This window comes from Paenibacillus sp. FSL R10-2748, from assembly GCF_038005565.1.
Taxonomy (GTDB): Bacteria; Bacillota; Bacilli; order Paenibacillales; family Paenibacillaceae; genus Paenibacillus; species Paenibacillus polymyxa_B.
The window spans coordinates 720,826-735,061 of record NZ_JBBOTK010000001.1 but is presented as its reverse complement, the minus strand read 5'-3'; the positions used below and the strand labels follow the sequence as shown (position 1 = coordinate 735,061).

Below are 14,236 nucleotides of genomic sequence, written 5' to 3'. Positions count from 1 at the left end.
AAGAGTACTCTACATTATCTAACTGGGAGGAATAGATGAATATTCGAATGTATCACGATCTGGAGGCTCAATTGGAAGAAGTGATTTGGGCTCTTGGAGAGGAAGCAGCTCTTACACTCCCCATAGATAGCGATATGGCCGAGGAAAAGGCACAGAAGGCTTGGGATCTAATCCCTGAGCCTAAGCATAAATGGGGCATTACAGGTGTAACTTTGCATCAGTATGTTCAAATACTCAACTATAACAGCCATATGCAGCGATCAGTAGAGCTTTTAAATGAGGAAATTTTAGATTTAGAAGGTTCAGGGTACCGAATCATACATGCAGAGCCTTACATTCAAATGGCGGAAACGCTTCTTCTTCAGAGCAAGCCTGGATTAGCTCATAAATATCTCAAGAAGGCATACTCGATTGGGGGCGCACGGGCATTTCGGGATCAGCCCAAGCTTTATCTCGAAATGGCGAAAAGTAAAGCTCTGGATGAACAGGATGTATTACTTCGATTTAAGGCGTTGGATGTGAATGCCAAACTTCTAAGCGATTTAAAGGATAATCAATAACCAATGTAATGGCCTCATACAGTCTGAGATAAAATGCTGATCTGGATACGACGGAAAATGGGTTTCAATATTATTTATGGGGAGGACCAATGCATTGAAATTAAAAGAAGTGCTCTTAGGCACCCACAGTTTCGAAGCGATAAAAGCTTTTTACGGCTCTCTCTTGGATTTGCAGGTTGTGAAGGAGAACCCTTCGCGGTTGTCTTTTCAAGTAGGGGAATCGGTTCTTGCTTTTCAGGAATCTTCTCACATGGAAAATGAATTTTATCATATTGCGGTTACGATTCCAACGAATAAATTCATAGAAGCAAAACAGTGGATAATCGACCGTGGGATTTCATTGATTTCAAGACCCCAAGAAGATGAGTTTTTTTTCGAAAACTGGAATGCAACAGCGCTTTACTTCTATGATCCGGATCATAACCTTGTCGAGTTCATTGCTCACCATACACTCAACAACGCAGTCACTGAAGCTTTCGGGCCCCACTCTCTACTTCGTATAAGCGAGATCGGTCTTCCTGTCGATGATGTCTCCGAAGTATCAAGGATAATCACCGAAACGTTCCAACTTGATTCATGGGGAGGGGCTGGACAGAAATTCGCGCCGCTAGGGGATGTAGAAGGATCATTTATAGTCATAGACAAGCAACGGCCTTGGTTCCCTGATGATAGGCTTCCGGCCGTATTTAACACCAGAGTCTTGTTCGAAGCTCCATGCTCTGCCAGTCTTTCGCTTCACAATGGTTTGTATGAATTGAGATCAAACTGATTTAGGGCTTCCCCGGATTTCTGGAATAAAGCTTACACAAGGGGGAAATCCGGGGGCCATAATACATTCAGGAGAGAATATATGAATATTAGACTACTTGATTCAAATGAAAAATATCCATTAGAGCTCTTGTTACTAGCTGATCCTTCGCACCAACTTGTTGAGGAATACTTAAAAAGAGGGCAGTGTTTTGTAGCAGAGATTGACCATCATATTGTTGGAGTCTATGTTCTTTTACCTACAAGACCTGAAACAGTTGAGTTAGTGAATATAGCAGTATCAGAAGGTATGCATGGTAAAGGAATAGGCAGACAATTAGTGACACATGCAATTGAAACAGCCAAGAAACAAGGTTATAAAACGATGGAAATGGGCACAGGAAACTCTAGCATTGGGCAGTTAGCTCTCTACCAAAAATGTGGGTTCAGAATTGTTGGTGTAGATCTAGATTTCTTTGTCAGACATAACTATCTAGAAGAAATTTATGAGAATGGCATACAGTGTAGAGATATGATTCGTATGTCTCAGGATTTATAGAGCTTAATTTCTTTGCAAACCCTTCAAAGGTATCTTAAGTAAGGTTCTGAAAGGTATATGATATTGTGCCAAAAGATGGTACAATAAATTGCGGAAAGGCTATACAATCATTGGATTGCAATAGTCCTCTTTTTAATGAGTTGATATCCTAACAAGTTCCTGATAAGGGGTGGTTACTTTTGTACAACACAACCACGATACTCACAGAGATAACAAAACATATGAAAGATAAAGATTTAATCCTTAGTGATCTCGCCAGAGAGGCAGAAATGAATCCGGGAACCATGAGCAGTATTATTAATGGGAACCGCACTCTTTCAGTGGATCAGCTAGACCGAATTACAAAAGCAATGGGGCATCCCGTTGGCTATTACTACGAACGGTATGTGTCTGAGTATTTAACAGAGGCTAATCCGAATTGGCGTCGAATGAGTCCTTTTATACATAATTGTGCGAAATTGAACAAACTGGACTGCATTCATGATGTGGTCAATCTATTGATGGATAAGTTGGGCTATTCAGAATCCTTATTTGAGCTTGCTGAAGAGCTGTTTAAAGAAGAATGTTATGAAGCGGCAACTATTCTGTACGAGAATGTAGCTATGAGTGAGAAAAAACAGTATTCGGAACGTTTAGCAATTTGCCAATATCGACTGTTCCAAACGAGGCAAGGAGATAATCAAGAAAAAAATTATGATGCGGTTGTTCAATTTGAGGCTTACGTGGAACGTTTGGATGAAGCGGACCAGTTAGATGCGTTAAGAGATTTAGTAAATACTTGTCGTTCATTGCGAAAGTGGGATAAGGCAAATAACTTTGCTACGGCTTTGGGCAATAAAGCTGAAATACAATATAAAATTGACCAGCAGCATACAAAGAGTGAGCAAACAAAGAAGCCTTTTTATCCTCCATTTGTTTATTGGGCATTTTCGCATTTAATTCGTGCTGAAATTTGTGATGCTAATAAAGATTATGAGACAGCGCTTCAGCATATTCAAAAGTATGCCGACTTAAGCTGGGTAGAAGAAAAAGATGATACAACTTTAAAATGGAAAAATCAATTTAAAGAATGGGCCGACGCCAATACTTATGTGAATAGGCTTATGTCTGGCGATGTAAGCGTACTCTCTGATTATGTTGCTTATTTTTCTTCGAAGGAAGATGAAATACTTCCCGCAATAGATAACATAATCGAGGCGGCTAATCGATACAATATAAATGTAGATCATATACTTGCATTGTTTGAAGTAGAAATTCAATCTTTTTTGAATGAACAAAATCGAGTAGGCGTATATACTCAACAAATTATTTTAGAACGTTTTACTCATTTCTCCAATGAATTAGCAAAATACTATTTGAATAAAGGGATATATCCAGAAGGGTTTCGTTTTTTGTTGAGTTGTTTGGAAAAATCTACAGCTATTAATAATAAATCATATATAATCAAATGTGTAAGACTCTATGAGTCCTATCAAGAGTATGCATCACCTGAAACAAAGACAGCGTATAGAAATTTGATTAAAGAGGTGGAGGAAGATGAAGCATAAAATTGTTCTAACCATATTGGTGACTAGCTTTCTATTAATGACGATAGTGGTTGCTCCTTTCCAATATCAAGAGTTTGGGTCTAGATACGAACCAACAGGGCACCACGGGGGAATCTAAGAATAAAAAGTCTCCAGTATAAGGCACAGTAGAACCTAAAAAATTACTATTATTAAGTGGTTAGACGGAATGATCCGTCTAGCCTTTTTATTGCGTTTTGCTGTATATAAGCAATATGAGGAAATCTTCTTTTGAGAAATATATGTAAAAAGTGCAAAAATGTTATGTGTGCTGTTGTAAACAACTGAAGGGTATATGACTTTGTTCCAAAAGAAAATGATGGGCTAAAGTAATTCTTACTAACTGTTTCTCATTACATGGTTTAATTATGTATCATATGCCGAGTCTACGTTGAAAGGGTGGTTTATCTATGGAGATCACACCTACGATTAGAGCAGAAGTTCAAACCTATCTGATAAGAAAAAGCTTAACCATGACCGAGTTTGGTCACATTATTGATTTGAATGTAGGAACAGTTAGTGGCATTGTGACGGGCAACCGACCTATTTCTGTTCACCAGCTAGATCGTATCACTATGGGTATGAATTTGCCACCGGATTATTTTTATGAACGTTATATTGATGAATGTATTGAAGAAGAACCGCTCAACTGGCGAAGAATCAGCCCTTTTTTGTACCGATGCGTGGTGTTAGGACGACTTGATTGCTTGCGAAGAGTTGTAGGTATGTTGCTAGATAATCCTGTTTATCTTCCTTCACTTTTTGAAGTAGCCGAGGATTCTTTTAAAAAGGGTAATACTGAAGCAGCGGCGTTCCTTTATGAAAACGTGTCAGAAGGGGAAAAGTATCAGTATTCAGAACGATTGGCGGTTTGCCAGTATCGATTGTTTACGATTCGTATTGGAGACGATCAAGAGAAAAACTATGATGCAGCCATTCAATTTGAGCCTTACGTTGATCGATTAGATGAGGTAGATCAGTTAGATGCCTTAAAAGACTTGGCGAATACATACCGCTCGTTACGAAAATGGGATAAAGTAGAACTATTCGCTAAAGCAATGGGAGACAAGGCAAAAATTCAATATAAACTGCAACAACAGCGGCATCATGTACACAAAGACAATTCGAAGAAACCTAATTTTCCTTTGTTTGCGTATTGGGCATTCTCGCATTTACTTCGTTCACAAGCATGTGGTGAGAGGAAAGACTATGAAAAGGGACTTCAACACATTAAAAAATACGCTGATTTAAGTTGGGTTACTGATACAGATGAAGAAGCTTTGAAATGGAGAAAAAAGTACGAAGACTGGGCAGTAGTAAACACGTATGTTAATAAGCTTCTTTCTGGCGATAAGAGCGTTCTTTCTGATTATGTAGCTTATATTTCTTCAAGAAAAGATGAGATTCTTCCCGCACTTGATATTATGATTGAGGCAGCAAACCGATACCATTTTGATGTAGATGATATTTTAAAGCAATTTGAAAGAGAAATTATCTCCTTTCTGGAGCAGGAAAAAGTTGAAGGGTTGTATTCTCATCGATTCACAACGGAGCGATACACTCATTTTTCAAGGGAATTGGCAATCTATCTTTTACGTAAAGGGAAGTTTTCAGACGGCTTCACATTTTTGTTAAGTTGTTTGGAAAAGTCTGCTGAAGTTAATAATAAAATACAAGCAATTAGATGTATGAGGTTGTTTACGTATTTTAAAGAACATGAATCTGCTCATACGAGGGCAGTCTACGGAAATCTAATTAAAGTGGTTAATGAAGATGAAGAGTAAGTTGATTCCACCCTCTAGTATCCAGTTTTATGTCAGTAGCATTAGTAATTATGATCCAACTGGACAATATGGAGGAATGTTGGAATAAAATAGTCTCAATTTTAAGATCACAATAGACCTAGAAAATTAACTATGATCAAGAGGTTAGATGGAATTATACGTCTAGCCTTTTTCATATCGTTTGTTTTGCTCTACATAAATAAGCTTCTAGAAGTGACTTAGCTTGGACTTTTATCTGTCAAATGCTTATTCGATCATTGGAAGATTATATAATGTGGTTAGTAGTATTTAAATAACAAGACATATTGCCTATTCCCTTCATTTCCCTTATGATAATTGCACTACTACCAAAGAAGGAGATACATATGAAGAAAGCTATTCTACTACTATTAATGTTTGCTATCTTAATTCCATCACAAGTATTGGCAGCAACATCTACAAAAGCAATGTCAACAAGTGAAATCGAAAAAATATACTTTGAGAATTACAAAGATCGTGTGAAGGAAATTAAAATTGCACAAAAAAAACTTAATACTGTTCTGGGGGCAGAAGTTCGTGAGCTAACTCAGAGATTAAGTCAAGCATCAGCGCGCTATAAAAACGAAGTGAAAAATAAATCAAGTAAAGCGGTAATAGCTCAAGCCAAGGCTGATTGTGATAAATTAAAGAAGCAGCTCAGCGTGGCGAAGGTGGAACTAAGTAAAAGTATTAAAAATTACAAGCGAGAAAGTGACCAAGTTTTAAAGGATATTGCAAAGCAGAAAGCAGACCTTATAAAATTCATTAAGAATCACACGGTAGGAAAAGATAAACTTACAGAGTCTGAATTTAGCAAGCAAGTTAATGGAGGTATTATGTCGATTGACGGCTCATTTACTGGCATTTTAAAAATGTTGACGGAAGCTGAATAATGGTGAGTAAAGGCAGCAGGTATCACCTGTTGTCTTTTTAATTTAGGCTTAGAATGGAAGTCATTGTTGGAGACTTTGGATTGCTGTGAAATGGGGGACAAAGAGGATATATGGATGAAATAAATTTGTTCGTTTTTATATAATGAAGTACGATTAGCGAGGAGAAAAATTTATGAATCGTAAGTTTTTTATCATGGCTTTGATAAGGGGTATTTTCGGGTATTTCCCTTGTGGGCTGGGAGTTGCAGTTTTATTGGAGGCTTATAGCAGATATAGTCTAAGAGGTTTTTTAATTGGAGCTACATTTTTCCTTATCGGGGGATTGGTGCTTTATTTCACAAGACGCTATGAATCATCAGATTGGTTACTATAGATAAAACAAATATTTCATTACAAGGAGTATATGATGTTATCACCAAAACAAGAAGAGAGCCTTAGTAAATTTATGAGTAAAATTCTTAGGCATACACCAGAACAGTTTGGAATTAAGTTGGATCATGAAGGTTATTGTCACGTGCATGACTTAATTTCAGCAATTAAGTCAGAGAATAGATGGTCGGATATAGGAGAAGCAGGAATTGATCAAGTCGTAACTAATTGTCCAAAGAAGCGATACCACATGGTAAATGGATACATACGAGCTAACTACGGGCATAGTACAGGAAGATTAGATTACAAAGAATTCACTCCACCAACTTCTCTTTATCACGGAACAAATAGCAAAGTAGTTGATAAAATTATTACCGAGGGAATTAAACCCATGGGGAGAAAGTATGTTCATCTATCTGAGACACTTGAATTTGCAACATTGGCAGGTAAGAGACGTGGTGAATTAGTCATTCTTGAAATCGATACAGTAAAATCGATGGCTAATAATGTGAAGTTCTATATCGCTAACAATGGTGTTTGGCTTGCGGATTTTGTGCCCCCACAATATTTTAAAAAAATTTAACACTGATATTTTCGTTTATATTAAAAAGAGGCTTTATACAATACTTTTGACATAGTAAATCCGTTTATATCAGTCCATTTGTCACATAATATAAAAGGAAATTTCAGGATGACAGGTGGATATCCCTAAACATCTCCTTCTGATAAGATTATTTCCATCTAAATTAAAATGGACGTGATCAATTGGGGAGAATATTGGTTCCACCTGACAAGCTAATGGAAGTGGCTGACCAGTTCTTGCATGGTAAACACGAAATGGAACGTATGTTGAATTTACTGAATGGAAGAATTGATTTTGTCCAACAAGGTTGGTCTGGTGCTACCCGAGAGAGGTTTTTCCAAGATTTTCAGGTCTCTAGACAATCCATGGGCGTGACGCTTGAACGACTTTCTACGGTTGCACAAGAACTCATTTTTATTTCAAAAAACTTCACACAGGTAGATGGAGAAAAAGTCGTACTGGATGTGCCAGGGAATGGTGTGCCTGTTAAAACGGCATCAAGCGGTGAAGGTTGGTTACATAAAATCTTTGAACAGATCGGTAAAGCTGAGATCACCAAGGCTGAAGCTCAGATGGAAGCTAGTAAGCTTCAAGGGGAAATTTTGTGGGATACTGCTCAGGGAGCGAAAGGTGCTATTCAGGAAGATTTAACCTTGGGGATGCTTCCTGACAAAGACCGTGACTATGATCATCCAATGGCAGCTAAAGTAGGTGAAATTCTCGGTCACGTAGCTACGACATTGCAGGGAGCTGGTGAGGTAATCGTTGGAACAGGTGGAGAAGGATTATCAGTTGCTGTTTCATCCACAGGAGTTGGTAGTATTATCGGAATACCTGGATTGATTGGCTCAGCAGCTTTAGCGGCACATGGAGGTACAACCGCAGTTAAAGGCGCAAGCGGAATAGGAAAAAGCTCAGCGGAATTGTGGCAGATGATGAAGGGAGAAGGTGGAGGTTCATCTAAATCTACTCCATCTTCGGGAGCTAAGGCAGAAAAGGCTCCACATGTAATCGAGGGAACTCACAATAATAATATAGGGAGTATAATTAAGGAAGGAAATAAGACGAAATATACAAACCCTGCTGGCAATGAATTGACATGGGTTGATCAACATCCCAAAAATATTAACCGGGATATTGAGAACTTTATGAATAGCTCAGATGTAGGAAAGGCAACTGAAGCAAAAGTAGCTGGCTTTTTAAAAGAAGAACGGGAAGTCACTGGTTTTGGACAAAAAATTTTAAAGAAAGATGGTCAATTTGCAGGTGATTTAGATGTAGTTACAAAAAATGAATTAATTGAGGTTAAGGCTTCAATCAAAGCAGTTAAAGAAGGACAACTTGAGAAAATGACAATTACGACTGATAAGCTTTATTTTAATCCAGAACAGAAGAAAGTTATACTTTATATCGATAAGCCTTTGGGCAATCTATCTCAAAGTAATATAGAAAAATTAGATAATATCAAGAAGCTAGGAGTAACTGTTGTAAATTCCTTAGAGGAATTAAGAAAGGTGGTTAAGTGATGGGAAGTTCGGCTTTTATTTTAATAGAACGAGAAAAATATACACCTGAGAAATTACTGGGAGATGCAATCGTAGCTGCCTTTCATGCAGATGCTGGATTATATTTTGACAATGATAAAAAATATAAGAACGAACAGTTTTTTTCAACAACTCTAAATATATCTTATAACCCACTGGGTGCTGAAAATAACCAGCAGTTTATATTCTATATTGACGGAATTGATAATTACGAAATTAATTATGAGCATGATGAAGATATTAGTGGATTAGATTCAAGCTTGTCCTTGTATCAAGTAGGATGTATTGAAGATGTTTATGGTGTTGAAGAGCTAATTTTTCGATTTATATATGAATATCTCAAGCTAAATCCTACTGACTATTTTTGGATTCCTGATTATGATTGGGTTTACAGTTGGGAAGATATTCAGAAGTTCAGATCTCTGCCCTATGATCCAAACTGGTGCTATAAAAATCCTAAATCAATATAATTCACAGCAATTGATAAATATCTATAAGCTTGCTCCTTTAATAATAAAATGGGGGAAAGCTTTTTTCATATTAATTTATCTGATAAAGAAGATAATTTGCATGCACCTAAGAATTAAGAGGCAGGATTAATAGGAGAGTCTTCAATCAGACTACTAACTTAGTGATATGGTTAAAGTATACGGGAAGGTACGTAAATGTTATGAAGTATGATACATACTTAAAATTATGGGAAGAACAAAATAGTCTAATGAGACTATTAGAGAGGAGGGGGATGAATCAGAAATTTTTTATCATGGCTTTGATAAGAGGTTTTTTAATTGGAGCTACATTAGGGTTATTGTGACATTCAAGATTTGATTCAAGGGATAAGATCAGAGAATAGATGGGCCGATGTCTGTGAGTCGGATATCAAGCAAGTAGTAAACCATTGTCCAAAGCAAAGGTATGAAACTGTTAATGGATACATAAGAGCTAATTACGGTCACAGTACAGGCAGGTTAGATTATAAGGAAGCTACTCCACCAACCATTCTCTATCACGGTAAAAACACAAAGGTAATCCACAACATTTTTAATGAAGGAATTAAGCCAATAGGCAGAAAGTATGTACATCTATCGGAATCCCTTGAGTTTGCAATTTTAGTAGGCAAAAGACGTGGGGAACTAGTGATCCTCGAAGTAGACACAGAAAAGGCATTAGCTAATCAAGTGAAGTTTTATAAAGCCAACCATGGTGTTTGGCTTGCTGACCTTGTACCGCCACAGTACTTAAAGAAGTTTGACAAAGCGTAGACCTAGAACATTAACGATGATAAAGAGACTAGATGTGATGAATCATCTAGTCTTTTTGATATGGCCTGTTTGCTGTAAATACATAATTCTCCTAAAATTTTGAATGTATCCACGAGTGTCCACACTTACCCGGAAATGCTGCATAAAATATCCCGGGTGAACAAAGAGGAGGTGCATGTGAGAACAATGATACACATGGAATCCGTGCAAGTGGGTGAGCATACATTTATCGGAGTCGAGGTCAAACTGCCTAAAACAACGCTGCTGACTATCTCCTACTCCGTGGTTACTCATGTTTGGTGCGTCTAAGATACGGCTACTTCAGGGGATTAAAATCTCCTTTATTTAAGCCTTAAAGTCAAGCAGGACAAGCTTTCATAAATATTTGCTTCGAACCGTCAATTAAGAAAAGAAGCCGTTGCTTGGATGGCTCCTTTGCCTTAAAATTATTCGGATGAAATCTACTTATTTACTCTTATGCATAAAAAAGTAATTGTATACACCACTCCAGCAAAGAGGCTTAGTAGAAACGAGGTTGATAATGTTCTGAAAATAAAAGTAGAAGTGGGTACCGTATAGAATTCAAACATACCGTTGACCGAAGAGCTCGTTGTTGTTGGCCCTTTAATAAAAGAATAGTATATTCCTACAAAAAAACCGTAAGACAAATACTTAATAAGATTTTTTTCGAATTTACTCATTTGTTAGCCTCCAATAATGTTTTTGTAAAAGTAGAATTCTTGTACTATGAAGCCATTCAAAGTAATGTAGGAAAAGTCTATTAATATAGCGATCTTAAAAATCTTTGGTAAGGATGTTTATTGATATTATGTCAATTATATTGTTTTGAATCAAGAAAAAGGAATAATGATATATTCATCTTTACTCAATCTTTGGTATTAGCGCTATGGATAAAATCCCTGAAAATCTAGGTTATTAGGTGCGGAATAGGGAAGAGCTCAGCGGAATTGTGGCAGATGGCGAAAGGAAAAGGTAGAGGTTCATCTAAATCCCCAGAAGTTAAGGTAGAAAAGATACCTGATGGACTTGAAGGAACGGGTGAAATTCAAAAGAGAACGTATGAGCCTAATCCCAAACATGATCCTCAAAGTGGGTGGGGGAGTCCCAACCCAATTCCAGACGCTGAGACAGGGCAAAAGTTATTGGATGCAGCCTACTCATCTTCAAAAAATAAGCAACTATATAATATTTATGAGGGGAGCTTGTTAAATTTAAACCAGATGGTGAAATGGGTTGGCATCCATATGAGGTTACGAACCCTGCTAGGGAAGTACCTGCCGATGTATTAAGGCAGTTCCTAAGGGATGGTAAAATTACGAAAGTGGAGTACAATAAGCTATTAAGAAATAAGTGAGGTGCGTTATTCTGAGAACATTTGGAGATAAAAGTACTTTTGCTATCCAATATGAATTTGTAAATAATCCTTTTAACGAAAAGAGTTTAGCTGGTGAATCATGGGGAAGAATTGAATTGTTTGTTCGAGGAAGAAATATTTTCGAGTATAAGAGAGAAAACGTTGCAATACCTTTTCAATGGAATTTAATTTATATTGTTGAATGGTTTAGTGAAAATCATATGCATATATTGAGTGATGAAGCATTTCCTCTTCCAGCTGAAGGACAAAACTCTCTTGAACTTATAAATAATTGTTTGTTGTTTGAGTCCGATAATGACGCTGAATTTGATCAATGGTTTGATACAAAGCAAGAATGGGAGTTTAAACACTCATGGTTTTCAAATAGAGCAGGCTCATTTTTGCCTGATGTATTCTTCAGGAGAGTTAACGATGAAATAGAGATTGCATGGGATAATGAGTCTACGTACTCTTCGGAAGGGATCACTTTCATGAATCCAATTGGAGTTGAATATATCCCCATGGGTATATTTGATTCTACTGTAAGGAATTTTGTTGAATATTTCTTGGATAATCTTCTATTTAATTCTAAGAACAAAAGTGACGCCGAAAGAATTTGTGAAAAAATAAAGGGTTTAATAGTCCAAGAATAGTTTTACTGCTTTGATTATCTTTATGCCTCTAAGGCTTTTTTGATGAGCTATCAGTGCCCAATAAACCAATCATTAAACTATAACTCTTAATACTTAACACTAAACGATACAGTGGGCTAGATGGGATTATTCATCTAGCCTTTTCGGTTAGTATGGGTTAGAGGATTTATGTTTTTTAAAGACTGAAAAAATAAAGCCTCATTTAAAGGACTTTTTGTGGTCTGGGTGCTGTGTATGGGTACTATATAAATTGTAAGCACGACAAAGCATATAGTCTCCTATGCTCTAACATTCGTTATAAAGTAGTAAGATGCCATTACACCTAAGAAAATTAAAACAATTGCGCTACACGCGATGTAGGTTACACGAATCATGGAAATTTAAAGCAGCATCCAGAGTGGTCTCATGAACATGTTTTTGAATGGAAAGAAAGATGGGGCATTTAAAAGAGTTAACAAGAAGTAGGAGGGACTTTTTTGGAATACAATGAATTGGTGGAACGTTTTGAAATGCGGGAAGAGTTTCAGTTCTCCTATAAAAATGATAGCTATTGGATTAGCCAGAATGAAGAAGGGTACTTTCTTACTCGTGAAAGAGACAGTTTTTCACAGTCGTTTGAATCAGCAAGAGAGTTGTTTATTCTTGGGAAGATTGATGATAAGACTATTTTAGAGTTGTGGGATAACATAGACATTTGAAAAAGTACTATTTGAGCCTACTCCTTAATAATAAAAACGGGAGTGGGCCTTTTACATAGTTAGTCAATCTGAATAAAGGAGGATGACATTTACAAACACCTTGCTTCAAACGAAGGTGCGTCAAATTCAAATTACCATGCTCCAATATCAACATTACAAGTTGTTGAGCTAGGATAAGGGAATCAAGCAGATGAACAAAATGCCCATCTAAAAGATATTACCGATATTGTTAAGGAACTCGGTATCACGAAACAACAGCTACATAACTATAAAAAACTCCTAAAGTTGATTCCTGAGTTACAGGGTATGTTTGAAGATCAGGAGTTGAAAGCGAAGACTATAAGCTTTTGGTCATAGGTATAAAGTTATCTTATTTCACATAACAATTAGGAATTAAGTTCGTTTTCCATAAATCGGAATAATGTTACTATGTCATAACGAACTCAAACAGAGGTATATTATGACAACAATTAAAGTGACACCTGAGCAGCTTATGACTGCCTCCAAGCAGTTTGAGTTAGCACAGCAAACGGCAACTCAAATGAATAGTAATTTAGTACAACAAATTTCATCTATGGGGCAATTGTGGGAAGGACTGACTAAAGAGCACTTTTACTATTCCTTCCAAACCTCTCAGAAGAATATGAATGACTTTGTTACCTTGACGGATTCTATTGCTAGGGAATTACGTCACCATGCAGATAAATTCAGATTAGCAGATCTGATGGAAGCAGGTAACATTGACGCAAGTTGTTTACCACCTCCACCGAATTCATGTGCTGTTCCTGCTCCAGATACACGGAATGCGTTCCAAAAATCAGTAGATAGCTTAACTGAACTAGGTCAGGATTTTGTAGACGCTAACTCAGTACGCTATGAGAAAAAGTTTAATTCAGTCTGGAGCTTTCTAGATTATATGTCATATGGTATTCCAAAAGGAATGTACCAAGGGTACATGGAACGGGCAGCTAAACAAAACGATTCATGGAATGACATGCTCAATTTCGGTACATTTGGAGTAACAGGTATGATTCAAGGGGCATTTAATCCAAACAATGCCTGGTCAAAGGAACACTGGGCTAATATGATCGCTACAGCTGGATTAATTGGAGGAGTTAGTTCAGTAATCAAGCCTAAAATTGGTTTGAAATCATCTATTAAGTATGAGATTCCGAAGAATAATGCGAATTCGAAATTGCGTAATTCAATAGAATCTGAACCTAAAACAGAAGTACAAACAGGTGGAAGAAACGATCTTTCAATTGATGAATATTTTCGTAGAGAAGCTGAAGCAGATGAGATGTATGATCAAATCAGAGCGTCTGATAGTGATGTAAGAGCAATAGCTGAAAATTCTGGAATGAAGGAAAGTAGAGTTCAAAGAATCAAAGAACACGTTTTCATAAATGAACATATAAAGTCGAGTGGTTATGGCAGATTTCATTCTGATTACGAAATAGCTCAAGCATGGGATAGATTACAAAAAGGATTACAAACAGAAAAAGATATGGATTTGCTTAATCATGAATTGTTTGAATCCAGATTTGAGGGTATATTTAAAACAGACTATGAGACTGCTCATAAAGCTGCGGTAAGGTCGGGTCGTCCATGGGAAATAGAATAGAG

16 protein-coding genes are annotated in these 14,236 nt (G+C 36.9%); all 16 read left to right on the top strand.

Features of this window, described 5'->3' with window-relative positions; all coding sequences use genetic code 11:
* The first annotated feature begins 35 nt into the window (after positions 1-35).
* The 16 genes from NSS66_RS03475 to NSS66_RS03400 all read left to right on the top strand — a co-directional run bounded on the left by NSS66_RS03475 (position 36) and on the right by NSS66_RS03400 (position 14,234).
* Entirely contained in the window at positions 36-560 is a 525-nt protein-coding gene (locus tag NSS66_RS03475) for a hypothetical protein (protein ID WP_279831460.1), read from the top strand.
* 94 nt (positions 561-654) lie between these two features.
* A complete protein-coding gene (locus tag NSS66_RS03470) occupies positions 655-1,329 on the top strand; it encodes a VOC family protein (protein WP_279831457.1) in 675 nt (224 codons plus the stop codon).
* Between the two features lie 81 nt (positions 1,330-1,410).
* Positions 1,411-1,866: a GNAT family N-acetyltransferase gene (locus NSS66_RS03465; protein ID WP_279831455.1), complete on the top strand. Its 456-nt coding sequence runs from the start codon at positions 1,411-1,413 to the stop codon at positions 1,864-1,866.
* Between the two features lie 179 nt (positions 1,867-2,045).
* A complete protein-coding gene (locus tag NSS66_RS03460) occupies positions 2,046-3,413 on the top strand; it encodes a helix-turn-helix domain-containing protein (RefSeq protein ID WP_310167802.1) in 1,368 nt (455 codons plus the stop codon).
* A 428-nt stretch (positions 3,414-3,841) separates the two neighbouring features.
* A complete protein-coding gene (locus NSS66_RS03455; protein WP_340958462.1) occupies positions 3,842-5,215 on the top strand; it encodes a helix-turn-helix transcriptional regulator in 1,374 nt (457 codons plus the stop codon).
* Positions 5,216-5,580: 365 nt separating this feature from the next.
* A complete protein-coding gene (locus tag NSS66_RS03450) occupies positions 5,581-6,126 on the top strand; it encodes a hypothetical protein (protein ID WP_076157982.1) in 546 nt (181 codons plus the stop codon).
* Between the two features lie 172 nt (positions 6,127-6,298).
* Complete coding sequence (locus tag NSS66_RS03445; protein WP_028542918.1) at positions 6,299-6,499, top strand: hypothetical protein; 201 nt, start codon at positions 6,299-6,301, stop codon at positions 6,497-6,499.
* 33 nt (positions 6,500-6,532) lie between these two features.
* Positions 6,533-7,078 carry an RNA 2'-phosphotransferase gene (locus NSS66_RS03440; protein ID WP_069080738.1) on the top strand — a complete coding sequence of 182 codons (546 nt, stop codon included), beginning with the start codon at positions 6,533-6,535 and terminating at the stop codon, positions 7,076-7,078.
* A 182-nt stretch (positions 7,079-7,260) separates the two neighbouring features.
* Complete coding sequence (locus tag NSS66_RS03435) at positions 7,261-8,604, top strand: WXG100 family type VII secretion target (RefSeq protein ID WP_340958460.1); 1,344 nt, start codon at positions 7,261-7,263, stop codon at positions 8,602-8,604.
* A complete protein-coding gene (locus NSS66_RS03430) occupies positions 8,604-9,092 on the top strand; it encodes a hypothetical protein (protein WP_071640119.1) in 489 nt (162 codons plus the stop codon). The genes NSS66_RS03435 and NSS66_RS03430 overlap by 1 nt, the downstream gene beginning before the upstream one ends.
* 345 nt (positions 9,093-9,437) lie before the next feature.
* Positions 9,438-9,884 (top strand): RNA 2'-phosphotransferase, encoded by a 447-nt coding sequence (locus NSS66_RS03425; protein ID WP_340958593.1) that lies wholly within the window; start codon positions 9,438-9,440, stop codon positions 9,882-9,884.
* A 177-nt stretch (positions 9,885-10,061) separates the two neighbouring features.
* Entirely contained in the window at positions 10,062-10,193 is a 132-nt protein-coding gene (locus tag NSS66_RS03420) for a hypothetical protein (RefSeq protein ID WP_279831444.1), read from the top strand.
* 668 nt (positions 10,194-10,861) lie between these two features.
* On the top strand, positions 10,862-11,194 hold the full coding sequence (locus NSS66_RS03415) for a hypothetical protein (protein ID WP_340958458.1): 333 nt from the start codon (positions 10,862-10,864) through the stop codon (positions 11,192-11,194).
* Between the two features lie 181 nt (positions 11,195-11,375).
* Positions 11,376-11,912 (top strand): DUF5984 family protein, encoded by a 537-nt coding sequence (locus NSS66_RS03410; protein WP_340958457.1) that lies wholly within the window; start codon positions 11,376-11,378, stop codon positions 11,910-11,912.
* 476 nt (positions 11,913-12,388) lie between these two features.
* On the top strand, positions 12,389-12,610 hold the full coding sequence (locus NSS66_RS03405) for a hypothetical protein (RefSeq protein ID WP_340958456.1): 222 nt from the start codon (positions 12,389-12,391) through the stop codon (positions 12,608-12,610).
* A 460-nt stretch (positions 12,611-13,070) separates the two neighbouring features.
* Positions 13,071-14,234, top strand: a complete 1,164-nt coding sequence (locus NSS66_RS03400) for a WXG100 family type VII secretion target (protein WP_340958455.1) — start codon at positions 13,071-13,073, stop codon at positions 14,232-14,234.
* Positions 14,235-14,236 lie beyond the last annotated feature (2 nt).